The organism is Sporosarcina sp. So3-204 (genome assembly GCF_058068165.1).
Map to the genome: position 1 here is coordinate 3,234,909 of NZ_CM176485.1, position 24,218 is coordinate 3,259,126.

25 protein-coding genes are annotated in these 24,218 nt (G+C 37.3%); 5 read left to right on the forward strand and 20 right to left on the reverse strand.

Features of this window, described 5'->3' with window-relative positions; genetic code table 11:
- Positions 1 to 126: 126 nt before the first annotated feature.
- Entirely contained in the window at positions 127 to 747 is a 621-nt protein-coding gene (locus tag AC3RV6_RS15955) for a phosphatidylglycerol lysyltransferase domain-containing protein (RefSeq protein ID WP_489746953.1), read from the reverse strand.
- A 304-nt stretch (positions 748 to 1,051) separates the two neighbouring features.
- Here AC3RV6_RS15955 and AC3RV6_RS15960 point away from each other — a divergent pair, with 304 nt between their 5' ends.
- Positions 1,052 to 2,413: an MDR family MFS transporter gene (locus AC3RV6_RS15960; protein WP_489749288.1), complete on the forward strand. Its 1,362-nt coding sequence runs from the start codon at positions 1,052 to 1,054 to the stop codon at positions 2,411 to 2,413.
- Positions 2,414 to 3,189: 776 nt separating this feature from the next.
- Here AC3RV6_RS15960 and AC3RV6_RS15965 read toward each other — a convergent pair.
- Positions 3,190 to 3,642 (reverse strand): GNAT family N-acetyltransferase, encoded by a 453-nt coding sequence (locus AC3RV6_RS15965; protein ID WP_489746954.1) that lies wholly within the window; start codon positions 3,640 to 3,642, stop codon positions 3,190 to 3,192.
- Positions 3,643 to 3,890: 248 nt separating this feature from the next.
- On the opposite strand from AC3RV6_RS15965, the gene AC3RV6_RS15970 reads away from it, so the two are divergent.
- On the forward strand, positions 3,891 to 4,196 hold the full coding sequence (locus AC3RV6_RS15970; RefSeq protein ID WP_489746955.1) for a hypothetical protein: 306 nt from the start codon (positions 3,891 to 3,893) through the stop codon (positions 4,194 to 4,196).
- Positions 4,197 to 4,453: 257 nt separating this feature from the next.
- On the opposite strand, the gene AC3RV6_RS15975 is transcribed toward AC3RV6_RS15970, so the two are convergent.
- The 18 genes from AC3RV6_RS15975 to AC3RV6_RS16060 all read right to left on the reverse strand — a co-directional run bounded on the left by AC3RV6_RS15975 (position 4,454) and on the right by AC3RV6_RS16060 (position 21,265).
- Entirely contained in the window at positions 4,454 to 5,413 is a 960-nt protein-coding gene (locus AC3RV6_RS15975) for a tRNA dihydrouridine synthase (protein ID WP_489746956.1), read from the reverse strand.
- A 312-nt stretch (positions 5,414 to 5,725) separates the two neighbouring features.
- On the reverse strand, positions 5,726 to 6,661 hold the full coding sequence (mdh, locus tag AC3RV6_RS15980; RefSeq protein ID WP_489746957.1) for a malate dehydrogenase: 936 nt from the start codon (positions 6,659 to 6,661) through the stop codon (positions 5,726 to 5,728).
- Positions 6,662 to 6,686: 25 nt separating this feature from the next.
- Entirely contained in the window at positions 6,687 to 7,034 is a 348-nt protein-coding gene (locus AC3RV6_RS15985; protein WP_489746958.1) for a BMC domain-containing protein, read from the reverse strand.
- Positions 7,035 to 7,056: 22 nt separating this feature from the next.
- On the reverse strand, positions 7,057 to 7,320 hold the full coding sequence (locus AC3RV6_RS15990; protein WP_489746959.1) for a EutN/CcmL family microcompartment protein: 264 nt from the start codon (positions 7,318 to 7,320) through the stop codon (positions 7,057 to 7,059).
- 12 nt (positions 7,321 to 7,332) lie between these two features.
- Complete coding sequence (gene pduL, locus AC3RV6_RS15995; RefSeq protein WP_489746960.1) at positions 7,333 to 8,187, reverse strand: phosphate propanoyltransferase; 855 nt, start codon at positions 8,185 to 8,187, stop codon at positions 7,333 to 7,335.
- A gap of 130 nt (positions 8,188 to 8,317) precedes the next feature.
- Positions 8,318 to 8,611 (reverse strand): BMC domain-containing protein, encoded by a 294-nt coding sequence (locus AC3RV6_RS16000; RefSeq protein ID WP_489746961.1) that lies wholly within the window; start codon positions 8,609 to 8,611, stop codon positions 8,318 to 8,320.
- Between the two features lie 19 nt (positions 8,612 to 8,630).
- The gene (locus tag AC3RV6_RS16005) at positions 8,631 to 10,160 is read right to left on the reverse strand and encodes an aldehyde dehydrogenase family protein (RefSeq protein WP_489746962.1); all 1,530 of its coding nucleotides are present in this window, start codon (positions 10,158 to 10,160) and stop codon (positions 8,631 to 8,633) included.
- A 219-nt stretch (positions 10,161 to 10,379) separates the two neighbouring features.
- Positions 10,380 to 11,033, reverse strand: coding sequence for an ethanolamine utilization microcompartment protein EutL (gene eutL / locus AC3RV6_RS16010; protein WP_489746963.1), 654 nt, complete (start codon positions 11,031 to 11,033; stop codon positions 10,380 to 10,382).
- Between the two features lie 48 nt (positions 11,034 to 11,081).
- Positions 11,082 to 12,053 carry an ethanolamine ammonia-lyase subunit EutC gene (gene eutC, locus AC3RV6_RS16015; RefSeq protein ID WP_489746964.1) on the reverse strand — a complete coding sequence of 324 codons (972 nt, stop codon included), beginning with the start codon at positions 12,051 to 12,053 and terminating at the stop codon, positions 11,082 to 11,084.
- A gap of 12 nt (positions 12,054 to 12,065) precedes the next feature.
- A complete protein-coding gene (locus tag AC3RV6_RS16020; protein ID WP_489746965.1) occupies positions 12,066 to 13,430 on the reverse strand; it encodes an ethanolamine ammonia-lyase subunit EutB in 1,365 nt (454 codons plus the stop codon).
- Positions 13,431 to 13,449: 19 nt separating this feature from the next.
- Positions 13,450 to 14,895 carry an ethanolamine ammonia-lyase reactivating factor EutA gene (locus AC3RV6_RS16025; protein WP_489746966.1) on the reverse strand — a complete coding sequence of 482 codons (1,446 nt, stop codon included), beginning with the start codon at positions 14,893 to 14,895 and terminating at the stop codon, positions 13,450 to 13,452.
- Positions 14,896 to 15,042: 147 nt separating this feature from the next.
- Entirely contained in the window at positions 15,043 to 15,537 is a 495-nt protein-coding gene (locus AC3RV6_RS16030) for a EutP/PduV family microcompartment system protein (RefSeq protein ID WP_489746967.1), read from the reverse strand.
- Positions 15,538 to 15,550: 13 nt separating this feature from the next.
- Positions 15,551 to 15,892: a BMC domain-containing protein gene (locus AC3RV6_RS16035; RefSeq protein ID WP_489746968.1), complete on the reverse strand. Its 342-nt coding sequence runs from the start codon at positions 15,890 to 15,892 to the stop codon at positions 15,551 to 15,553.
- Between the two features lie 59 nt (positions 15,893 to 15,951).
- On the reverse strand, positions 15,952 to 17,208 hold the full coding sequence (gene eutH / locus AC3RV6_RS16040; RefSeq protein ID WP_489746969.1) for an ethanolamine utilization protein EutH: 1,257 nt from the start codon (positions 17,206 to 17,208) through the stop codon (positions 15,952 to 15,954).
- 117 nt (positions 17,209 to 17,325) lie between these two features.
- Positions 17,326 to 17,895, reverse strand: a complete 570-nt coding sequence (locus AC3RV6_RS16045; RefSeq protein WP_489746970.1) for an ANTAR domain-containing response regulator — start codon at positions 17,893 to 17,895, stop codon at positions 17,326 to 17,328.
- Between the two features lies 1 nt (position 17,896).
- A complete protein-coding gene (locus tag AC3RV6_RS16050) occupies positions 17,897 to 19,330 on the reverse strand; it encodes a histidine kinase N-terminal domain-containing protein (RefSeq protein WP_489746971.1) in 1,434 nt (477 codons plus the stop codon).
- Between the two features lie 99 nt (positions 19,331 to 19,429).
- The gene (locus AC3RV6_RS16055) at positions 19,430 to 19,843 is read right to left on the reverse strand and encodes a universal stress protein (protein ID WP_489746972.1); all 414 of its coding nucleotides are present in this window, start codon (positions 19,841 to 19,843) and stop codon (positions 19,430 to 19,432) included.
- A 12-nt stretch (positions 19,844 to 19,855) separates the two neighbouring features.
- On the reverse strand, positions 19,856 to 21,265 hold the full coding sequence (locus AC3RV6_RS16060; protein ID WP_489746973.1) for a SulP family inorganic anion transporter: 1,410 nt from the start codon (positions 21,263 to 21,265) through the stop codon (positions 19,856 to 19,858).
- Positions 21,266 to 21,385: 120 nt separating this feature from the next.
- Here AC3RV6_RS16060 and AC3RV6_RS16065 point away from each other — a divergent pair, with 120 nt between their 5' ends.
- The 3 genes from AC3RV6_RS16065 (at position 21,386) to AC3RV6_RS16075 (ending at position 24,207) form a co-directional block, all read left to right on the forward strand.
- Entirely contained in the window at positions 21,386 to 21,952 is a 567-nt protein-coding gene (locus AC3RV6_RS16065; protein ID WP_489746974.1) for a recombinase family protein, read from the forward strand.
- A 214-nt stretch (positions 21,953 to 22,166) separates the two neighbouring features.
- Positions 22,167 to 22,718 (forward strand): DUF4358 domain-containing protein, encoded by a 552-nt coding sequence (locus AC3RV6_RS16070; protein WP_489746975.1) that lies wholly within the window; start codon positions 22,167 to 22,169, stop codon positions 22,716 to 22,718.
- Positions 22,719 to 22,791: 73 nt separating this feature from the next.
- Entirely contained in the window at positions 22,792 to 24,207 is a 1,416-nt protein-coding gene (locus AC3RV6_RS16075) for an MBOAT family O-acyltransferase (protein WP_489746976.1), read from the forward strand.
- Positions 24,208 to 24,218: the final 11 nt, after the last annotated feature.

Sequence of the window (24,218 nt, forward strand, 5' to 3'; positions counted from 1 at the left end):
TTACTTTCAAACTTTTTTCCAAACAAACGTACAATCCTCATTCATCATACTTCTTTCATCTAGAGTTGTCACGGAACACATTATAAACTGCTAGCTAAAGTAATTACAAGCTTGCTGCTATACAGGTTATCGCCTTCTTTTTCTAATTAACAGCGTGATTTGCGCCATTGTAAACGTTAACGAAGACTTTTTTCGGTACGCTAAATACTTTGATTTCCAAAAATCCGCATACTTTAATTTGAAGTTTTTAAGTCCCTTGAAATGATAAAAGTATTGGCCGTGTAAAAATATTTGCGCTGCGACTTTTTCACTTAAGAAGGAATACTTGGACTGACCGACATTTGATAGCGGTGACATCCCAATATTGAAAACTTTATAGCCTTCTTTTCGGATCTTGTCCAGCATATAGACATGTATCACCTGTAACTCTGATTCTTTTACTAAACCTAAACCAACACCGCATTGATGCGTAACAACAAACACATAGTCGAATACTTTATTCATTTGGTGAATCGATTCCGTAACGCCAGTTAAAAAATACAGTTTATCTAGAAGATTTACATACTTCACTCGGTCAGTAAGCACCTCAATAATAATACCATCCCGATCGTAATAGACTGCTTTTTTAAAGAATGACCATTTCCCAATTTTATATTTTAAAATGGTATGTACACATTTCCTATTGTAATTCTCCTCAGACACTTTGAAAAATGAAAAAGTTTGTTGTCTATCATTCAATTTTGGCATATATGTGCATGATTTTACCGTGATTGTGCATCATACATTTATGACAATTAATAATATTGTTTAGCTATTCGATAATTCAATTACGACATCTATTATTACTATGCTTCACTTTCCAATTTATGTAATCAAAAAACCGCACTCAAATAATCAATAAATTTTTTATAGTAAATTAACCACAAACTTATGAAACATGTCTAGTTTAAATTAAGTACTGATTTATTATAGGAATGATTAACTAAAAAGAGGTGATAAATTATTCGTGGTACACTTACAAACTTTTGAACTTAAAAAAAATATCCCATTAATGGCTGTTTTACTATCCGGTGCGTTTATTACAATACTGAATCAAACCCTTCTCGCCACAGCCTTGCCGCCAATCATGAAGGACTTAAAAGTTTCGGAAAGTACCGTCCAGTGGCTCCAATCCATCTTCATGCTCGTTAACGGAATCATGATTCCAATTACGGCATTTTTAATCGGAAAATATACAACGCGGAAGTTATTTATTACAGCAATGAGTATATTCGCAATTGGAACATTTATCGCAGCAGTTTCTCCTAATTTCTCCATCTTGTTACTCGGACGGGTTTTTCAAGGAGCAGGCGCAGGGATTATGATGCCACTACTACAAACAATTTTGTTCCTCCTCTTCCCCATTGAACAACGAGGGAAAGCGATGGGTATGTTTGGTCTTGTCATTGCATTTGCACCGGCAATTGGACCCACCTTATCGGGTTATCTCGTGGATCACTTTGCATGGAGAAGCGTCTTTTATGTTGTTTTGCCAATTGCTTTAGTAATTATAATTGCAGCCTCCTTATTGCTAAAAAACGTGACGGAATTAACTAATCCTAAAATGGATTTCTTATCCATTGTTCTTTCCACGCTTGGATTTGGCGGACTCCTTTACGGCTTCAGTATCGCCGGTAACACGGGATGGTTTCATGTGAACGTTGGCATAGCCATTATAGTCGGAGCTGTTTCACTTTATTTATTCATTCGGCGACAATTGAAGTTGGATGAGCCAATTCTCGAGTTCCGGGTTTTCAAAAACAAAGTGTTCACGCTTGCAACAACACTCGGTATGATCGTATTCGCTTCGATGATTGCAACAACTGTGATTTTACCCATCTTCATGCAGACCCTTCTTGGATTCAGCGCCTTACATTCCGGACTAATGCTTTTGCCCGGCGCCATCATAATGGGTATCATGAACCCAATAACAGGTACACTATTCGATAAGTTTGGAGCAAAGTGGCTGTTGCGCACTGGATTTGTCATCCTTACAGTGACAACATTCATGTTTACAAACTTATCTGAAGAAACGACTTTCACATATTTAGCAGCCTTGAACGCGGTTCGGATGTTCGGCATCGCCATGGTAATGATGCCATCTACAACGCTTGGTCTGAATCAGTTGCCAAATCAATTAATTTCTCACGGTACCGCTATGAACAATACGTTCCGTCAGATTTCAGGTGCAATTGGAACTGCAGTTCTAGTCGCTATCACAATTACACATACGATTGATGACGGCACGGTTTCAGGTGCCATTCACGGAGTCAATGTAGCTTTCCTGGTGGCAGGATATATTGCTGTTTTAGGACTTCTAGTATCATTTGCTATTAAAAATCCGAAGCCAATTAAGGGTTCTACAGAAGTATAACGTGAAAAGTCTCTCACGTGATTTGAAGCCACCCAAAAACATACGTCTTTTAACTTTATAAATGTTTGTAAAATTGATTAGAGCGACAATTTGACGTTTCAAAACCATCGGGACACCACTTTATTTTTAGTATATTTTTCATACAATAAAATGAAGTCCATTTTTAGATTTGATAAAGAAATTGACCACTAATTATGATACTGTCCGAAAAATGAATGGACTGTATTCTTCTCTTGCAGAAAGCGTCCTATTTGAACAGAAAACAGCAGTTTGGGAATGCAGAAAACCGTTATCAATAATAGATTTTTCAGTGGCTTCCCAAAGCATCATATAGCAAACAATATAGTCTCCTATTTGGTTTTATAAAACATAATAGGAGACTATTTGTCATGCGTCCCAAAATGATTGTGTATATTGGAATGGGGTATTTTTAATAATTTTACGATTTTTTTCCGAGCTGTCAAGACTTCTTTAATATATAAGTTATCTGATTCTCATCCTTTCCATCGCTATCCATTACACCTCACTTTTAAATAGTTGAATACTTGGTTTAGCAGTCTATTTACTTCTGTTACACAATATCATTATATTAAGAAGGTATCTGATGTAAAAAAAGAAAGCCCTCTAGGTGGCTTTCATGTTTTTAACAAATTAATATAAATTAACCATCTAATTTAACAAATCGATACTTACTTCCATAATTGACTTAGCAATTTTTAACTCTCTGGACGATTATCTCATATAAAATAATCATTAGGTCTAACTTTCATCTCTTTTCATGCAGTCAGTACTTTGACGTGCGTTGTTTCTGCCTCTGAATCATCAAATTCAAAACCATTAGCACGGTAAAACTCATCTGCAATAGATGATTCCGTTCGGACTGAAAGAGAACTAAAATACTCTTTCGCATGTTCAGATATTACATGTAGAAGGAGTGATCCAACTCCATATCTTCGTGCATCATCTTTTACATAAAGTCTTTGTAGTCGGCCTACTTTTTGGTTTTCACTAAAAGGAGAAACGTTGATGCCACCAATAGCTACCGTACGCCCGGTTTCGTCTTTAACACCAAACAAAGCTTCGCCCGGTTTATTAAAAGTATTTATTCCTTCCTTATAATCTTCAACTAGCCTAGTAAGGAATCGATATCCGCCCTGTTCACTTTCTTTTACCATTCTTTCTACATCTAATTCCCCAAGGTTCTGTATACGTTCTATTTTATATATCATGACACGTCCTCCATTCTATTTGTAAATACCTGCTTCTATAGTACATTCGTTAAAGAAGTCAGCATTTCCTTCTATTACTTTTCATATTTAAACAAATTCAATAAAGAACATAACAATTTAAATTCCACTGCCTTTTTTTTGATTCTTTTGTAAAGTAATACTTTAAATTAACGATTTCGTATTTTCCTACACCATTCTTCTTTATTACTTTTTGCAAAAATATTCCAAGATAGCCAAGCCGGATACCTTTGACAAATGGACATTTAAGACCAAAACCGGGAAATATAAAGGGTTGGCGATTGCAGTATTACTTACTACAACTATTGGATAAGCCGAAATTAGACCAAATTATTGAACAACTACCTGCAGATTTATTGCCAATGGCAGAGCAAATCGTTAGCAATGTCAAAAATGTCTTTAGTGATGCACTGACGACTACTTTCCTTACCGCTGCATTCATCATGTTGGCAGGCGTAATCGCAGCGTTATTTTTAAGAGAAATCCCACTCGTTTCAGCAAAAGATAAAATGAAAGCAACTCAGAAACGCGAGTAAATTTTTAGATTTGAAAAACTATATAAAATGTCCACACAACGTTAAAATTCAATGTTGTGTGGACATTTTTTTCATGAGAAAAGATATCGGGGTGGAAGTAAATGAGACTCAAAAACCAATTTAGCATTGGATAGAACTTAATAGGCGATGTTGTTTAACAAGGCACAATTAATGACCACGATTAAATTGTGAATGCTGAAAAAGTATTCAAGTGTTGAGAATTTAACGATTCGACCGTCACCCCGTACCATCAACTACTATCCCTCAAAGTTATTTAGCAAGTCCCGTACTTCAATTGTTGACTTCGCATTCATCAATTGATTTCTTAATTCTCCAGCCCCAGGGAACTCACGTACATAAATCTTGAAAAAGCGAAGAAGTGGTTTGAATGGAAGTGGCTCTAATTCAGTTGAATATTTATCATGGAGGTCTAGATGTAATCGTAAAAGATCAAGCAATTCCTTACTGCTATGTTCTCTCTGCTCTACTTCAAAGGCAAATGGATTTTTAAAGACACCCCGTCCAATCATTACCCCATCAACACCGTATTTTTCGGCGAGCTCCAAACCTTTTTGACGATCAAGAATATCCCCATTTATCGTTAACAATGTATCGGGTGCTATTTCATCACGGAGCTTCTTAATTTCTGGAATTAGCTCCCAATGCGCTTCTCCGTTGCTCATTTCTTTTCTAGTACGCAGATGAATGGATAGATTTGCGATGTCTTGCTCAAATATATGTGTCAACCAGCCGCGCCACTCGTCTACGTCTGTGTAACCAAGTCTTGTCTTCACACTAATAGGCAATCCCCCTGCTTTTGCAGCTTGTATGATTGCTGCCGCAGTTTCAGGGAAACGAATTAGACCACTTCCTTTTCCTTTCGACGCTACGTTAGGCACAGGGCAGCCCATATTGATGTCCACACCTTTAAACCCCATTTCCGCCATACCAATACTCATTTCCCTAAAGTGATCGGGCTTGTCTCCCCAAATATGTGCAACGATAGGTTGTTCATCTTCTGTAAATGCCAAGCGCCCGCGCAAACTATAGATCCCTTCAGGATGACAATAACTTTCCGTGTTCGTAAACTCTGTAAAAAACACATCCGGCTTCGCTGCTGCACTCACTACATGGCGAAAAACAACATTTGTTACATCTTCCATCGGGGCTAATATAAAAAATGGTCGTGGTAAATCACGCCAAAAGTTTTCGTTCATCTTTAAATTCAATTCCTCTCATTATGGGATGCCAAGATAACACTTCATCCCCAAAAATCTTATTGGATTTATACTAGTAATAAAAAATCAACTTAAGTTGAAGCAGTAATTTTGGTGTAGCCTTATTTTTTTATCAACGTTATATATTTTACATGAGTAGCGTGTATGTGGAAAGAGAGGAGTCTTAATGGAGATAAAATAACAAGGAGCTGTTTGAGAATCAATTACAATTATTTAGAGATTGAAATTGTTTATTCTAAATTAAAATAAAAAAACCATCTAACAATTTATGTTAGATGGCCTTTTGTTGAATCATAGCAACTTCATAACGTCCTGGACAGTTTCTACAGAATGATCGAGTGCTGCTTTTTCCTCGGTCGTTAGTGGCAATTCAATAATACTTTCAATGCCATTTCCACCAAGAATTGTTGGTACACCTAAGTACAAATCATTATATCCATATTCTCCTTCTAAATAAGCAATTGAAGGGAGAATACGTTTTTTGTCTCGGATAATCGCTTCAGCCATTTCCACTAGAGACGCAGCCGGAGCATAGTATGCACTGCCGTTGCCAAGTAAGTTGACAATCTCTCCGCCGCCTTTTCTTGTGCGTTCAACAATGGCCTCAAGTCGCTCCGCTGGAATAAGTCTTTCCAACGGAATTCCACCTGCATAGGAATAACGGATAAGCGGAACCATCTCATCGCCGTGTCCACCTAATACAAATCCAGAAACGTCCTCAACCGAAATATTTAGTTCTTTCGCAACAAAAGTATTAAATCTTGCCGTATCAAGAACGCCTGATTGACCAATTACACGATTCTTTGGAAACTTTGTTGTTTTATAACAAACATATGTCATTGCATCGACTGGATTGCTCAAAACGAGAATATAGCTATCAGGTGCATAGTGGGCTACCTTTTCTGAAATTGCACGCATAATCCCAGCATTAGTTGAAACTAAATCATCACGGCTCATTCCCGGTTTCCGAGCAATTCCAGCAGTGATAATAACCATATCTGCACCAGCAATATCTTCGTAATTAGAAGTGCCTTCGATTTTAGAATTAAATCGTTGTACAGGTCCAGCCTCTAATAAATCTAGCGCCTTCCCTTTAGTCGGATTCTCTTGTTCAGGTATATCGAGGAGTATGATGTCACCTAGCTCTTTTTGAGCTAACATTAAAGCAGTCGTTGCACCGGTAAAACCAGCACCGATGACTGCAATTTTAGGTCGAGTAAATGTCATTTTGTACCTCTTTTCTTCTTTTGTTTTACATTGATTTTTTATCTTTTTTAGCGATTACTTTTGCAACTTCTTTTACCGGAGCCTTTTTGATTGCTGGCTTTATTGACTTTTTAATCATACTATAAGTCTCACCATCTGCACGGGGTATAACGTGAGCCGAAATTAGCTCCCCCACTCTTGCAGCGGCCAACTTTCCTGCATCTACTGCAGCTTGAACTGCACCCACATCTCCTTCTACGAAGACCGTAACGAGTGCACCATCTATTTTCTCTTGATTAATAAGCTCTACGTTCGCAGCTTTCAACATTGCATCCGCCGCTGCAATCGACCCTATTAATCCACGAGTTTCAATCATTCCTACTGCTCTCACCATCTGTCTCACCCTTTCTAACTGACTAGACTTCCGTCGAATCGACAATACCGATGATGACAGCGTCTATTGGTATTGAGTTATCAGGCGCTATGAAGCGTGCTGAACTACCTTCAGTAACAATGACCCTGTCTCCCATACCTGCGCCGATTCGATCTGCAGCGATGATTGGAGAATTAATCTCCGTTCCATCAGGATATATCGGTTGAACAAATAATAAGGTTAAGCCAGTTAGCCCATCTTCTTTTCTAGTTGCCCATACGTTGCCAGTTACTTTACCTAGTTGCATAACATCACCGCCTTATTCGTCAATCATTTCTATTTTCTTACCTAAATCTCTACTTTTATCTTTAGCCAAAGGCGTAATAATCGTCGATTTACGAACGCGTATAACTGAAGACGTGCTATTCTCTACATCTAGCTGAGTAAGCAATTTACCTTCAAATAAACTACTTACAACTTTTGATACAGGTATTTCGGGTGTCGCTAAGCTAGGTGCAACCGGTTGACCTTCTATAATCAGCTTCCCTGGTTGACCAGTCTTTATAAAACCAGCGTTTGCTTCATCCGTATCGATATGCATTTCCAACCTGTACGAGGGTGAAACTCGAACTAAAACCTTATCAAAAGTAATTGGGCGTTCTGTTTCAGCTTTCACTTGAACATATTGTCCGTTAATAATTCCAAACCGTTCAGCATCATCTGGTGACATATGAATATGGGATTGGGCAATAATTAGCCCTTCCTCCAAGTATAAACTACCTTTCGGTCCAATGATTGTAACGGCCGATGATCCCACAATATCTCCGGATTGACGAAGTGGAGGTTTAAGTCCAATTGCAAAAGCATCTGTTTGGCTTACTTCCACTTGGGTCAATTTTCTAGCTGGTCCGAGCACTCTTACTTTACTAATAGAGCCTTTTGGTCCTGCCACCGTCACTGTTTCTTCCGCCGCAAATTGATTCGGCTGTGACAGTTCCTTCAACTTCGTTAATGTATGTGAAGGACCGAATAAAACAGCAAGGTCATGTTCAGATAAATGAACATGACGGGCTGATACTGCGATGGGAACCTCGGACGGCTTCAACGTCGAACCTTTTTCATTAATTTGCTGAAGCACTTCTTCCACAATTGATTGAATCCACTGTGTATCCATTAAGGTTTACCCCGCTTTCCTTACGTAGTAATTCGTTTGCCGTTTAAGCCTAAAGAATAATTAAGTATTTTTTTAACTTTGGCAAATCTTAGAGGTCTTTTGTATTCATAAACTATTTAACAAAGCTGTCTTAATTATTATCTGATAGTTGTGGAAGAATCAATTCAATTTCATTATGTGGACGTGGGATTACGTGAACTGAAATTAGTTCTCCTACACGTGCTGCTGCTGCTGCGCCTGCTTCTGTTGCTGCTTTTACAGCTCCAACATCACCGCGCACTAATACTGTTACGATTCCGCCACCAACGTGAACTTTTCCTACCAAATTAACACTTGCCGCTTTCACCATTGCATCTGCCGCTTCAATAGAACCTACCAAACCTTTTGTTTCAATCATTCCTAGTGCAGTCATTTCTCTAGACATAATATATTCCTCCTAATAATTAGTTTTTATATTGTTTTAGTACTTGTGAAACCAATTTTGATACTTCTTCTACATTTATTTCTCCGCTATTCCCCATCGACTCAATGACACTTTTCACGATTTTACCAGTATCATCTTCTTTTGATGTGTTATTAGCTGGAGTCGGTGTTGACCCTTTTTTAGGTATCGTCACCTCTTTAATACCATATGCCATACGTTTAATATTAAGCAGATGCTTCGCTGTAATATTATCTGATGTTATATTTCCACCAAATGTTCCACAACCAAGCGTCAGAGATGGCGCTAATGCGGTCGTACCACCAACTGCTCCAATTGACGACAGTGTGTTGACTAGTATTCTAGATACCGGTAAGTCGAGTGAAAATTCTCTTGCCACTTTGTCATCCTCTGTATGGATTGACAAGCTGTGACCACGACCTCCTAAATCAAGTAACCTGCTGCACAGCTCTTTGGCATGTGGTGTATCTTCTGCCTGATACAAAGCAAATATAGGCGAGAGTTTCTCTAGTGAAAACGGAATTTCTTTGCCAATCTCAGTTTCTTCAGCAACGAAGATCCGAATAGAATCATCTATTTCAATTCCTGCAAGCTCAGCAATAAGTGCAGGACTTCTACCAACAATTTTAGGATTCACTTTTCCTGGTACTGGAGAAATAACTTTCTCCATTCGTTTCTTTTCTTCGGCATTTAAGATGTATGCGCCATTATTTTTCAATTCACGAATAACCATTGAAAAAATGTTTTTGTCAACGACCATGGCCTGTTCCGTTGCACAAATTGTACCATAGTCAAACGACTTACTATCTACAATCATCGATATAGCTTTTTCTACTTTTGCAGTCTTCTCTACGTATACAGGAACGTTACCTGGACCAACCCCATAAGCAGGTTTACCTGAACTATAGGCAGCTTTTACAAGAGCTCCACCACCTGTTGCAAGAATTAAATTTGTATCTTTATGAGTCATTAATGCTTGTGTAGCTTCCATTGACGCCAAGGATAACCAACCAATCAATCCTTCAGGTGCACCTGCATCCAATGCCGCTTTTTCACATACTTTCAAGGCTTCAATTGTACACTTCACCGCATAAGGATGTGGACTAACAACGATAGCATTTCTTGTTTTAAGTGCAATCAACGTTTTAAAGAAAGCAGTAGATGTTGGATTTGTTGTTGGAATAATTGCTGCTACAACGCCAAATGGTGCTGCGATTTCCACTAAGCCTTTTTCTTTATCTTCAGAAATAACACCTACTGTTTTCAGGTCTTTAATTGATTCATAAACATCTCTAGAGCCAACATCATTTTTAATCTTTTTATGCTCAATAACGCCCATTCCTGTTTCTTCAACTGCCAAAACAGCAAGATCATAAGATTTGGCATATGCTGCATCAGCAACTGCCTTTACAATCTTATCTACTTGTTCTTGTGAGAAAGACATATATTGAAGTTGTGCGTCTTTCGCTTTTCTTACCGCATCCCGCATTTCTTGAAGGGCTAGTAAGTCTTTATCAGCGATTACAGACATATTATCACGCTCCTATTCAATTTCGCCTTGGCATAATTGCGTCCAGATTTTTTCGAGTTTACTCGAAAAACTCCCCTAAAAATCTGTGACATCCGCCGGAGGCTTTAACTTAATTTAGCCGGGGTTGAACCTAACTGACAGAAAAAATGTTCGCTTTCATCTCACCACTTATAGAAGTAGAAGACTTCTGCTGAATTCAGTTGAAGAATTCTAGTTTAATTAGTAACGCAAAGGATTTTGAGTTAGTTCTATGATAGCTTCCCTAAATGCATCAGCAGCTGCCTGACATGCAGATTGACTGCCTGTTAATAAACCTCCACCAAAATTGGTTTCTGAAGGTGGTTCAAATAACACTTTGATATCTACATTTGCCGCCTTTAACGCAGCGTCTAGACCATATATAGACTCAAGCGGAGGAGCAATTAGATAAGCGAGTGCATCTCCCTCTGTCACACCTGCAAGTTCAGATAAATAACTGCCTGTCCGGGATACAACATGCGCATATAACACATGGCTCGCATCCTCATTTAATGACTCAAAATGGGCACCTGATTCAACCATCGTTTCGACTGCTTCAAGGCCACTTCGCACTTGCTCAGGTGTAGGACCTGCAATTACACCGATAAATTCACCAGATAACGGACCGGACGGATTGCCGGAACCTCCATAGAATGACTTTGCATAGACTACTTTTACATCAGCATACTTCGTCGCTTCGTCTAGAGCCGTATAGCCAATATCATCTATATTAAGTGTAAACATTCCAATACTACGCTGTTCACTATTCAAATTATATTTCTTAGCCAAACCTGCATCAACATTCGGTATAATTTTCACAGCTAATAATTCTGCTTTAACTTTAGGCAGATGCATAAAGTAAACCACATCCTTTCTACTTTAGTTCCTTAACCAGGAGATACGTTATTCTTCTTTATCCACAAGTTTTACACCACTTGCTTGATACTTCAATACTTTTTGAATAACCGTTCCTAAATATGCACCCGCTTCTACAGGTGGTATGCCGCCTTTGTGAATATTTGAAATAACCATTCGATCTGCTTCAATAGCTCCCGATCTTGGTTTATAGCATAAGTAAGCACTCAATGAATCTGCGCTTACAAGACCTGGACGCTCACCAATGAGGATAATTACAACATCTGGTGTTAAGACATCGCCTATTTCGTCCATTAAGGCTACTCTACCTTTATCAACATAAAAAGTTGTTCCAATAGGAATATTCAAGTTGTTCAGTGATTGTTTTAATGACAAATAGACATCTTCAATATTCGTCTCAATCGCACTAGCACTTAATCCATTTGAAATAACAATTTGAACAGTAGGTGACATTTCACACCGTTCTAAAATAGTTTTTTTCGATTCATCCGAAAGCTTACGCCCAAGATCCGGACGCCGAATGTATTCTTCCTTATCTTTAACTTTAGATTCTACTGAAAAGATATCCAAGTTTTCCAATATAGAAGGATCAACTTCACCGTATACAGCATCTACAGCAGCTGCATGGTCATAGCGAAATTTAAGCCAAGTGGCTGTTTTCGGTCTACTTCCTAAACCTGTTCGTCCCACGGCAATTCTAGAAGGTGTCTTTTTACGCATTTCTTCAAGTTGCTGCTCTTTTTTAGCAGCCATATCATCTTTTTTAGTATCATTGTTTTTAATTTTATTTACATTTGCGTTATTCTCGTTCTTTTTATTTGAAACGAGTGGCTTAATTGTAATTAAAGAGTCGGCAGATAGTTTATTACTCTGTTCAATAATTGGTTTCCCAACGGCTTCACTATCTCTCAACTTAACTTCTGGTTTTTCGTTTTGTTTTTCCATATTCAAACGTTCAACGACAAGTTTCGTAATTGACGCAATTAATTGTTCGTTCAATATGAAAGCCTCCTATCTTGTGAAAATTGTCGGATCTCCAGCGCGAGCACTTAGTCGACCATTTTCAAAAATCCCCATTTTCTCAAGCCATGCTGCAAATTCCGGAGCGGGTGGCTTACCAAGTGTATGTCTTAAAGTGGCAACATCATGATAGCTCATCGACTGATAATTCAACATACAGTCGTCACCCATAGGTGTGGCAATGATAAAGTTCACTCCAGCTGCCGTCAATAAAACACCAAGATTCTCGATATCATTTTGATCTGCTTTTATATGGTTTGTATAACAAATATCGACACCCATCGGTATGCGATGCATTTTACCCATGAAATGATCTTCAAGTCCGGCACGAATTACTTGTTTACTATCATATAAATATTCTGGTCCAATAAAGCCTACCACGGTATTTACAATATACGGATTATAATGTTTTGCGAAGCCATAGTTTCTTGATTCCAATGTTAATTGGTCCATTCCATAATGTGCTTCTGCTGATAATTCAGAACCCTGTCCAGTTTCAAAATACATTCGTTCTGGACCTGCACTTGTACAATAAGTTTTCGCCATATCTGTAGCATCTTGAATAAGTGAAGCACTAATACCGAATGAACGATTCGCTTTTTCGGTTCCCGCAATACTTTGGAATATCATATCTGCCGGAGCACCTTTTTCAATTGCTTTCATCTGCGTCGTTACATGTGCAAGTACACAGTTTTGTGTCGGTATTTCCCATGTCTGTATAAAGTCATGGCTAGCTTCTAGTAGCCTTTTAACGCTTTCCACCGAATCGTCCACGGGGTTAATTCCAATAACCGCATCACCCATACCATAAGACAGTCCGTCTTTTAATGAAGCTAACATACCTTCAATATTGTCTGTTGGATGATTAGGCTGGAGTCTTGATGGCAATGTTCCCCTTTGACCAATCGTAATATTACAAGTGGATAGAATCTCAATTTTCGCAGCCGCATGGACAAGATCAAGATTCGACATTAATTTCGTTGTTGCCGCAATCATTTCACTTGTCAAACCATTACTAATTCTTTTCAATTCCCTGTCGCCATTGCGGTCATCTAAAATAAATTCCCGTAGCTCCGCAACAGACCAGTTTTTCATACTGTTATAAATAGGCTCATTTATATCATTTTCAATAATGAACGAAACTTCATCTTTATCTGGATCAAGGAAAGGATTGTTTCGAATTTCTGAAAGTGTAATGTCACTAAGTACAGTTTTCGCGGCTATTCGTTCTTGAACCGTTTCAGCTGCAATACCAGCCAGTCGATCACCTGACTTTTCTTCATTGGCTTTTGCAAAAACATCTTTTAAATCTCTAAATTGAAAGGTTTCTCCACCCATTGTTGTTTTAAGATTCAATTCTTCACGCCCCCTTACTTTATGAATGAAAGGTCAGTGTTTTGATGACAACAGGAACAACACCTGACTGCATGATTTGACCAATATCCATATAATCACCGTGCTCTACATCTATTTGATCTACACATAAAATACTTTGCTTCCCATCTTGTGCTTGTAATGTCTGACCAAGCACTTTTGCATGGTCACTCTGCAACACAATAATTAACGGTTGCTCTGGATTAGGCTTCAACAAGCGTGCCTCCAGAAGTTCTTTCGCCATTAATTGAATATCTTTAAAGCGAAGGTAGGGTAAATTCGTCAAGTATAAAACGAAATTTTGTCCTTCACTTCCAGGATCATAGACCTCAACGGCTTCTTTCATACCAAACGTTAACTTATTCATGCCTACTGAAAAATCGTCTTCAAACGAAATTTCAAACACAGGAAGGTTTTTTTGTGGTAAGTCATTGCTATCAACTTGGATTGTTGCACCACTAATATTTGTCGTTTGTGTACCTGCACCTAATACTGTTGCACGAACAGTTTCGTCTGGCACTCGCCATTCAAATTGCTCATTGTTCATTTCATGCCGCAATGCACTAGCAAGTTCCATACCAATATCATCATAAATCGCATCTAAATCAGATTGCTCTTCTTGATTATAGATACATTCTGATATACCACCTGAAACAAAAACAACTTCCACATTTCTAACCCAATTTGGTTCGTGGCCTAAGAGAAGTACTTTATCTTTAGATATCGTTTCTTTAGATAAAGTTCTAGTTAGAATACTTACCATTTCTTCAATAACTTTTTTTATTGTTGAAGAACTTTTATCATCACCGATGCAAAGATGCCATCCGTTTTGATCAATAAGTTGTTGGATTGGTTTTGAAATACTTCTTATTTTCCCCCGTTCAAACTCGATTAATCGGCCACCAACATGCAGCGTTGCTGTACCGGCAAGAGTTGCACCATCATAAACAGCTATATTTGCCGTACCGCCGCCAATATCAACATTGGCAACCATTTTATCAGTTCTTTTCGCGTACTCATAAGCACCTGAACCCTTTGCAGCTATAATACCTTCAAGATCAGGTCCAGCAGTAGCAACTAAAAAATCACCAGCTGTGTCAGACAAATGATGAATCATCTCTTCTGCATTCTGCTTTGTAGCTGTTTCACCAGTTATAATGACTGCACCTGTCTGAATCTCTTTAGGGGATACGCCAGCTTTTTCATATTCCGTATGCACAATCTTATCAACTTCTTTTAAATCAATAACTGTTGGGGATAAAAGCGGCGTACGAAAAATCGGACTGCGATAAAGAACTTCTTTATCAACAATTTCAATCCTTGGTACATGCATACCACCTGCCATGTTCATCAGCGTAAATCGACTGATAACCAACTTTGTCGTACTCGTTCCAATATCTATGCCTGCACTTAGTAGCGTTTCTTCATGAGATAGTAAGCCTCTCAAATCCTTACACCACCTTTAAAAAGGAAAAGCGCCCCTATAAAGCAGAATTTGCATTCTGTTCACAAGAGGCGCCATTGCCTAAATACTATTCTTTTCTAATTGATTCTATACTAAACATAACGTAAAACAGTTCCATTGTAAAGGCTTTCACCAACATATCGACGGATCTTCTACATGTTTTTCAAGATAACTGTTTATTTCATTTTTATTCGAACATAAAACCAAGTCTCTTAACAATTGTATACCTTGTCCAGTAACGGAAGAAGACTTAATTATTGGGCCACCTGCTACTACTTGCTTGAGACGCTTAATAGCCTGTTCGACATTTGCATTCGGATGATCTACCTTCGTGATAACGCCAACAGGTATTTTTGAAATACCTGCACTGAAACCTGGAGGGAAGATTAACTTATCCCCAGTTGCATCTTGAATATAAAATACATGCGTCACTTCTAATGCGGTAGCCATAATACTCTTATAGAACATTGGATTTTCCGTGTATTCTCCTGGAGTGTCAACAATCCAGTCATTATAGACAAGTGTTTGCGTTTTCGTAGCATTGACCTGTTTACCCAGCAAAGTATTTGTAAGTGTGGATTTCCCAGCGCCAATTGAACCGATTAACATGACTCTATTTTTCATGTCAGCGACTCCTTTATGATTTCGTTATAGGAGATGTTGTAAAACCTAATGTTTCCGCTAAAAATCGAGTCACTTCAATCATTGCCATTTCAACTTCTGATACCGTTCCTACAATTACTAAACTCCCTGTAAATCGATCTAGAAAACCGATATCAACACTTGATGCTTTTGTCGCGATATCCCCCGCTATAATAACAGTTTCACTCGGTGTTAATGTTAAAATACCAAGCGCACCCTTTTTTTCAATACCCAATTTGACGAACATATCAGGATCGGCATTGGCTATTATATGGCTAAGTGTAACTTGCTTACCTGGTACAAATTCCTGAATAAAACGTTGTTTTTCTTCACTCATTTTTGTCCACCCCTATAATTAGGCTTGTACACCATTTTTACCTTCAACGTTCATTTTTGTCAATTATTCTTCACTATTACATCTTCTTCTAAGTATTCGCCTGGTCGAATTACACCACTATCACGGTCTTCTTGTTCAAGACGTAGGGCAGTTGGAACAGATAACCAATATGCAAAACCGATTGCGATAAAACCTGCAGAGATTTTACCGATTAGAATTGGTAGTATAAGTGTTGGTTGAAAGTTTGCTGTAAACGATAAGTGATCTCCTAGAAGGAAAGCAGCACAAACCGCAAACGCTATATTAATAACTTTATCTTTTGGACGCATGTAACGCACAAGTTGGAACATTGCTAATATATTAGCGATTGTTGCTAACATACCTGCACTACCTGTAGAACTTAGACCAATCTTTCTACCTGCTGCCTCCAATGGTCTAGACGCATATTTACGCAAAAGATAGACCATCGGGAACGCACCAGCAAGCATTATTCCAATATAACCAGCAGTTTCAAGGGCACGGAATTGGTCTGCTTTGTCAGCCATAATTGGGTCGAATCCCCATGCACCAAATAATGTAGAAAAAAGACCTGTGAATATTTCAACGATAGAAAAGACGAGAACTAACTTAATAGCCGCATCCATTACACGACCAAAAATCATGAAACCAGTAATCATAATATTAGGCGCAAATTTTAGTCCTGCGGCAAGTACAACAACAAATATAAATAATGGCGATAGATTAGCTAATATTTTGCCGTAAGATAATGCAAACTCGAAGGTAGAAGCACTGGTCGTATCAATTACTTCACGAACTTTCGTATTAAAGACTAGCGTTAACACACTTGCAATTAGTGCTCCAATTGGAATTGACAAAACACCTGCCATTATTCCAAGTGCCATAAATTTATGATCGCGCTTATCTAGCATCGCAAGACCCATAGGAATTGAGAATACAATTGTAGCACCTGACATAAAACCAACAATTAATGCCATAATAAGTCCTTCTTGTGTATCTTTCAAAACATTTGCAAGCTGATATCCACCCATATCAGAAGCGAGAATCGTTGTTGCAGCAAGTGCAGGATCTGCTCCGATAGAATTAAATAGTGGTCCTAGTACTTTATCAATAAATTGAGATAAATACGGAATAGATGCCATAATTCCAGCTGCAGGTACGAAAATATGACCAACTGCATGAAGCCCAGTCATAAACTCTTTACCAATTCCTTCTTCAGCATTTCTGATAGCACCAAATGCTCCTAAAACAGCACAAACCATAATAATGTATACTACGTAGTTACCTATATTCTCCATTCCAATACCATTCCCCTTTTGTTATATTAATATATTAAAAAAGACGCATCCCGTTGATAAATAAACCAACGTGAAGCATCTTTGCTCCCCTACTATTCACTTGTAGTTAAAACAAATTCACTTCATATCAGAAATAATACCCGCAGCTATAGTAGCCATTGATTTGTGGCCATCCATACTAATCTTTCGAATCTTTTGATAGGCCTCATTTTCAGAAAGGCCTTCTTTCTCCATCAATAAGCCTTTGGCTTTTTCAAAAATCTTTCTTTGTTCTAATTCTTTTTCCGCTAAAATTACAGCATCGCGAATCTCTTGAATTTTTTCAGCCTGATTCAATGCAACCTCTATAGCAGGTATTAAATTCACCTCTGAAACCGGTTTCACCAAGTATGCAACTACGTTCGCGTATTTGGATTGCTCTACAAATTCCTTTTGACTATACGCTGTTAATAAGATAATTGGAACATCTATTTTTTTAGATATAATTTTGGATGCCTTCAAACCATCTAATTTCGGCATTTTTATATCCATTATAATTAAATCGGGTTCTAATGAAAATGCTAATTCAATAGCTTTTTCACCATCTCCTGCTTCTCCAATAACTTCATAACCATTCTCAGAAATAATAGAAGAAAGGTCTAATCGAATAATCGATTCATCCTCAACAATTAATATCTTTTTTTTCATACTATGTAAAATCCTTTCCTTCTTTTGGAAGTGTTACAATCATTTTTGTACCTTCCGCTGAAGAGTTAATAGTATATTTTCCAGACAAGTCATGCTCTATAATCATCATCACAATATCCAACCCTAGTGAATTTTTCACACCCTCTTTAATACCTGAGCCATTATCACTAACTTCTAACACTATTTGATCTATTTTATTATTAAACTTTACTAAAATATGTCCCGATTGTCTATCTTTAAATGCATGGTTAATAGAATTTTGAACCAATTCATTTACCACAAGTGCAATTGATACAGCTTTTTTTGAATTCGCAATAATTACTTCATCACTAACCGTTAGTCCAATTACTTTCTCTGTGTCATTATTTTGCAAAAGCATACCCGCTATTTTGTTTGATAACCTGACAATATCAACTTGATCTTCATCAGTATCTTCTCCAGTTAAAACAATCTCATAAACTGCTGCAATACTTAACACACGGTTCAAACTATCCGTAAGATAGCCTTTGCTCTCTTTTGAGACGCCTCTTCTTATTTGTAAATTCAACAGACTTGCAACAGTTTGCAAATTATTTTTTACGCGGTGATGTATTTCTTGGATCGCTACAGATTTTAAAACAAGTTCACGTTCTTTCATTCGCAAATCTGTAATGTCGCGTAATAGAATAAGCATGCCAAACACATGGTCATCTTGATAGATGTCAACCTTTCTAACTTCTAAAAAGGATGTCCCCACTTTTATTTCTTCTATAATTAAATCTTTTTCAGATTCGATAAAAGGCGTAATAAAAGGAATAACCTGAGTGACTGATTTTCCAACACCACCTTCTACCCCCCACATTTCTGAGAAGTAGTTTTGTGCTGATGGATTTGCATAGACGATATGAAGCGAAGAATTAACAAGTATAAAATGCTCCTTCAATATATCAGAAAGTCCCGGACGTCCATATTCTGTTCCGAAGTACAATTCCCATAACAAAGTCTCAGATGTTTTTGCATATTTCCTTTGCGATGTCATCAATTTATTCTCAAATTTAAGCTCTTCTTTAATTAATGTAGCGATGACAATATCTGAATCATTCTTAATAGGTACAACGCTTTGCTGAACAAGTTTACCATTTTGCGTTACAGCATTATTGAAGAACAGTTTCTTCCCCGTTCGAAACGATAAAAAAACACTTGGCTCAAATTCTTCATACACCATGGTTCCTACATAAGGATTACTATAAATTGATTCCCCTGAACTCGGCGAAGCTTCTGCCACAACAATTGCATGTGGCGAGTCCTTCACTAAACAGTTAATGAACATGTTGGTTCTCGTAATATCAGCCATTAATGTTAGTTGCTCTGCTGCTCTTTCTATCGTTTCAATATCCTTTTCAGATAACGACGTGAAATCTTGACAAAGCTGCCTAACTTGTAATTTGTTTATCATCTAATCAACACACCTTCAGAATATCCTTTTAAATATTTATATACTTTATATTACCATACTATTATTAGAACCTCTAAACACTTTTATTAGAATTAATACTTATTTAACAATTGTAACCGGACAATTCACGTGTTTCATCGCTTTATGACTGACACTACCAAGAACCATTTCTTGAAAAGTGTTCAAACCACGACTTCCGATAACAAGCTGATCAGCTTTTTCTTGATTCACATACTTTATTATTTCTTGGCTCGGATTCCCTTTTAACATCGTAACCGACGTTTTTACCCCTGCTTGTTTCGCTAACTCTAAAATAGGATTTACTTTTTTCTCTCTTTTTAAAGATAAGCTTTCCGGGCTTTGAGTTAATAATCTCTCATCTTTGGCTTTACTATAGTCAGCTACATAAATTATTTCTAAATATGCCTCTGGTAAGTACTGTGCGAGCGTAATCGCATGCTTTGCTGCACGTACAGCGTTTTCTGATCCATCAATTGCTACAGCAATCTTCATTTAGTTTCCCCCTTATATTAATTTCTCGTATAATTGTTCACTTGAAGAATTTAATCCTTTAATCAGTACTACTATACCTTTTTCTTCAAGTTTCTGTTTCACCTTTAATATGGCTCCTACTGCAGATTCATCCCATAGCTGACTATTTTCAAAATTAATTGTTATTGTTTTCTCTGTTACGTTATCAAAAGACTGTATAAACTTTGTCGTTGACGCAAAAAATAAAGGTCCTTTTACTTTATATTCACCTAATTCTTCCGTTACATTGACACGTGAACTTTTTGCAACAAAGAATAGAGCACTTAATACAACACCAATTACAACACCAATTGCTAAATTATGTGTATATAAAATAATAGCAACCGTAATGAGCATAACGAGAGATTCTGATTTAGGCGCTTGTTTTAGAAACTTAAACGAACCCCAATTAAACGTTGTAAAACTAACCATAATCATTACGCCAACAAGAACCGGCATTGGAACTTTGATCACAATATCACCTAAAACGATGATTAAAAACATGAGAAATACACCCGAAGTCAATGTCGATAAACGACCTCGTCCACCTGACTTAATATTGATGATTGATTGCCCTATTAACGCACATCCTGCCATTCCACCAAAAAAGCCTGTGATAAAATTCGCAATCCCTTGTCCACGCGCTTCTTTGTTTTTATTACTAGACGTATCCGTCATGTCATCCAATACTTGTGATGATAGAAGTGATTCTAGTAAACCAACAATTGATAGTGCTAAAGCATATGGAAATATAATTTTAAATGTTTCAAAATTAAGAGGAATATCCGGGAGGAAGAATATCGGTAATGAATTCGGCATTGTACCCAAATCACCTATCGTCTGCATCTTCACACCACTTATAAGTGCAATCGCAGTCATAACGACTATCGCAATGAGTGGTGCAGGTATTGCCGTAAAAAATCGTGGAATCGCATATACTAAGATTAAAGTAATAATCGCAAATATATAGGTAATACTGCTAGAACCAAGTAAATAAGGCATTTGCGTAATAAAAATCATTATACCTAGCGCATTAACAAATCCAAGCATGACGGAATTAGGGATGAAGCGCATTAAATTAGCAACACCAAGTCCTCCGAGTATTAATTGGATGACTCCTGTTAAAACTGTTGCTGCAAGTACATATTGTAGGCCATGATTCGCCATTAAACTGACAAGGACTAAAGCCATCGCACCAGTTGCAGCTGAAATTAAGCCAGGACGACCACCGACAAACGCTGTAATGACTGCAATTGTAAACGAAGCATATAACGCGACACGTGGGTCTACTCCCACAATGAACGCAAAAGCCAATGCTTCAGGAATAAGTGCTAGTCCTACAACGATACCTGCTAAAATATCGGCACGCACATTCCCAAACCATTGTTGTTTTAAAGTATGCATATTGTTCCCCTTTCATGTTACATAAACTTACAATAATATTATTCCAATGTTAGAATGTTAGTAGTATAACATTTAAAGTCCCATAAGTGAATAGTTTTGGGAAGTTAGGAGCTAAAAAATATGAACTATGGATATGCCCGTCCGATTGTCCAAGATCAGCAATGCAAAAACCAATTGAATGTAGGGGTTTTCATTGACACTTTATTTAAAGAAGCCCATGGACTTGCTAAAAAAAGAAAAGAACTTGAACGTTTATTAATGACTGTCCAAAAAGATGATGAAATATTCGTCCAAAATATTGCAGTACTAGCTGATTCTTTGCAACAACTTCTAGATATATTGCGATTAGCGAAACGAGATCAAATTATCATTCACTTCGTTGATGAACAATTAACGAATCAAACGATACAACAAGTATCACTACTTCAAAGCGCGACTTTTTTCACAAGTTTACAATCTACGTTACTGAGCCACTCTTCAACATTCACATTACAAGCTGCGAAACAACAAGGTAAATCTATTGGTCGCCCAAGGAAATCAGATGATAATTTACAGCAGGCTTTTGCGATGTATGATAGTAAAAGATATACGCTTTATGAAATAAAAGAAGCGACAGGAATTAGCAAATCAACATTATATCGTTATTTAGATGACCGCTCCACAATGCAATTAGATGATGGGGAGTAGATTTAAAATACCTGAGCAATATTGCATTCAGTATTGCCAGGGTATTTTTTAACTAGACACTTCAATACGGGGTAACATTAAAAAACATTAACCACTTTCTTACTTGATTATTACAGGAACTAAATCAACATTTGTTCTTTTTTGTAACTAATTCCATTTAGATACGACTAATAGATTGTGATACAAATTATTTCTATATATTAGGAGGATTTACATGAAGAAGTTTCAGTTGGTTACTACAATATTACTAGTAATGCTAATGTTAGCCGCATGCGGATCAAAAAAGGAAGAAAATACATCTGGTGCTGAAGAAGTATCATTTGATAAGACGTACGCATCTGTTGAAGATGCGATGGTGGAAAACTTACAAGAAGGCGATAATTTAACAAAGGAAGAGCTGCTAAATAATTATTTCATTGAAGATTTGACGCAAAGTGATGATAATCCTGCTGTTGAAATACTTTTAGAAAGAATGGAACTTGAGCAAGGTTTACTTGCAAATGGTAAAGCAATGTTTGCTATGATGAATGTCAATGCAGATGAAATTATTATGCTTGAAGCAAAAACAGAAGAAGATGTAGAAGCTTTAAAAGCAGGTCTTGAACGCGAATTAAAAGCACAAGTCCAAACATGGGAACAGTATTTACCAGATCAATATGAAAAAGTGAAACAAAATATTATTAAAACAAATGGTAAATATCTTATCTATGTCACTTCTACAAATCCTGAAAAAATGGTAGAGGCATTCGACAATAACTTTAAGTAATTTTTAAAATGAACACGTCTTTAACTAGACGTGTTCATTTTAAAATAGACAACCACTAATTGGATGTGATCATTTGGTTTTCAGCAGTTTAACATTCTTGTTTTTTTTCCTACCAGTCGCTCTTTTACTTTATTATATAAGCCCCCGAAAATTAAAGAATCTAATCTTATTAGCGGTCAGTTTATTTTTTTATGCTTGGGGAGAACCCATTTACATCGTCTTATTAATATTTTCTTCTGGTGTGGACTATCTTCACGGACTTTATATTCATAAACATAGAGAAAATTCGCCTTTAAAAGCTAAACTGGCACTTATTTCATCTATCATCATAAATTTAGGTGTGTTAACTTTTTTCAAGTATGCGAATTTTTTAGTCGACAACTTGAATCATTTAACCGGGATTGGTATTTCCCCACTCGATTTGCCATTACCCATCGGAATTTCGTTTTTTACCTTCCAAACGATGTCTTATTCGATTGATGTATACCGGGGTATACTTAAACCACAAAGAAATCTAATTACTTTCGCGCTTTATGTTTCTTTATTTCCACAATTAATCGCAGGCCCTATTGTTCGTTATCAAGACATCGAACAGGATTTAATGCACCGGAAATGGAACCGCAGTCAATTTTACGAAGGTGTTCAAATTTTCACGATAGGCCTTGGAAAAAAAGTGCTCATTGCCAATTCAATTGGTTCTCTTTGGAATGATACACAGTCGCTTGGACCTGGAGAATTAACCGTGTTAGCAGCTTGGTTAGGAATTATCGCTTTCACATTTCAAATATACTTCGATTTTAGCGGCTACTCGGATATGGCAATTGGATCGGGCAAGATGTTTGGCTTCAATTTCCCGACAAACTTTCGATATCCATATATAGCAAAAAGTGCGACAGAGTTTTGGCGAAGATGGCATATTACACTTGGGTCATGGTTTCGGGACTATTTGTATATTCCACTAGGGGGTAATCGTAAAGGTAAATTTAACAACTATCGAAACATTTTCATTGTCTGGGCCGCAACAGGACTTTGGCATGGCGCAAGTTGGAACTTCATGTTATGGGGATTGTATTTTGGTGTCATTCTCACAATTGAAAAAGCCGGGTTGTTGAATTTCCTAAAGAAAATGCCTGCATTCTTTCAGCATACGTATTTACTATTTGTCGTTATCATTAGTTGGGTATTATTCGTCTCGGAAGACTTTAGTTTAGGGATTGACTATTTGAAAGTGATGTTTGGTTTTGCGGAACTTTATGACACACAGTTTCTATACAACCTTTACACAAACTTAGTACTGTTTGTCATTGCTGGAATTGCGGCCACACCTGCTTGGAAAATTGTCGATCAAGCATTGCTTCGAAAAGAAAGTATTTTGTGGTTGACTACTCGACAGTTTATTAAATTTATCGTATTAGTCTCTATATTATTGTTAGCAACTGCTTATTTAGTAGATGAATCGTTCAACCCGTTTTTATACTTCCGATTTTAAGAGACAAGGAG

Coding starts and splice junctions, on each gene's coding strand:
- AC3RV6_RS15955 (WP_489746953.1), bottom strand. CDS start 747: ATGCCAAAATTGAATGATAGACAACAAACTTTTTCATTTTTCAAAGTG.
- AC3RV6_RS15960 (WP_489749288.1), top strand. CDS start 1,052: ATGGCTGTTTTACTATCCGGTGCGTTTATTACAATACTGAATCAAACC.
- AC3RV6_RS15965 (WP_489746954.1), bottom strand. CDS start 3,642: ATGATATATAAAATAGAACGTATACAGAACCTTGGGGAATTAGATGTA.
- AC3RV6_RS15975 (WP_489746956.1), bottom strand. CDS start 5,413: ATGAACGAAAACTTTTGGCGTGATTTACCACGACCATTTTTTATATTA.
- mdh (WP_489746957.1), bottom strand. CDS start 6,661: ATGACATTTACTCGACCTAAAATTGCAGTCATCGGTGCTGGTTTTACC.
- AC3RV6_RS15985 (WP_489746958.1), bottom strand. CDS start 7,034: ATGGTGAGAGCAGTAGGAATGATTGAAACTCGTGGATTAATAGGGTCG.
- AC3RV6_RS15990 (WP_489746959.1), bottom strand. CDS start 7,320: ATGCAACTAGGTAAAGTAACTGGCAACGTATGGGCAACTAGAAAAGAA.
- pduL (WP_489746960.1), bottom strand. CDS start 8,187: ATGGATACACAGTGGATTCAATCAATTGTGGAAGAAGTGCTTCAGCAA.
- AC3RV6_RS16000 (WP_489746961.1), bottom strand. CDS start 8,611: ATGTCTAGAGAAATGACTGCACTAGGAATGATTGAAACAAAAGGTTTG.
- AC3RV6_RS16005 (WP_489746962.1), bottom strand. CDS start 10,160: ATGTCTGTAATCGCTGATAAAGACTTACTAGCCCTTCAAGAAATGCGG.
- eutL (WP_489746963.1), bottom strand. CDS start 11,033: ATGCATCTGCCTAAAGTTAAAGCAGAATTATTAGCTGTGAAAATTATA.
- AC3RV6_RS16030 (WP_489746967.1), bottom strand. CDS start 15,537: ATGAAAAATAGAGTCATGTTAATCGGTTCAATTGGCGCTGGGAAATCC.
- AC3RV6_RS16035 (WP_489746968.1), bottom strand. CDS start 15,892: ATGAGTGAAGAAAAACAACGTTTTATTCAGGAATTTGTACCAGGTAAG.
- eutH (WP_489746969.1), bottom strand. CDS start 17,208: ATGGAGAATATAGGTAACTACGTAGTATACATTATTATGGTTTGTGCT.
- AC3RV6_RS16045 (WP_489746970.1), bottom strand. CDS start 17,895: ATGAAAAAAAAGATATTAATTGTTGAGGATGAATCGATTATTCGATTA.
- AC3RV6_RS16050 (WP_489746971.1), bottom strand. CDS start 19,330: ATGATAAACAAATTACAAGTTAGGCAGCTTTGTCAAGATTTCACGTCG.
- AC3RV6_RS16055 (WP_489746972.1), bottom strand. CDS start 19,843: ATGAAGATTGCTGTAGCAATTGATGGATCAGAAAACGCTGTACGTGCA.
- AC3RV6_RS16060 (WP_489746973.1), bottom strand. CDS start 21,265: ATGCATACTTTAAAACAACAATGGTTTGGGAATGTGCGTGCCGATATT.
- AC3RV6_RS16065 (WP_489746974.1), top strand. CDS start 21,386: ATGAACTATGGATATGCCCGTCCGATTGTCCAAGATCAGCAATGCAAA.
- AC3RV6_RS16070 (WP_489746975.1), top strand. CDS start 22,167: ATGAAGAAGTTTCAGTTGGTTACTACAATATTACTAGTAATGCTAATG.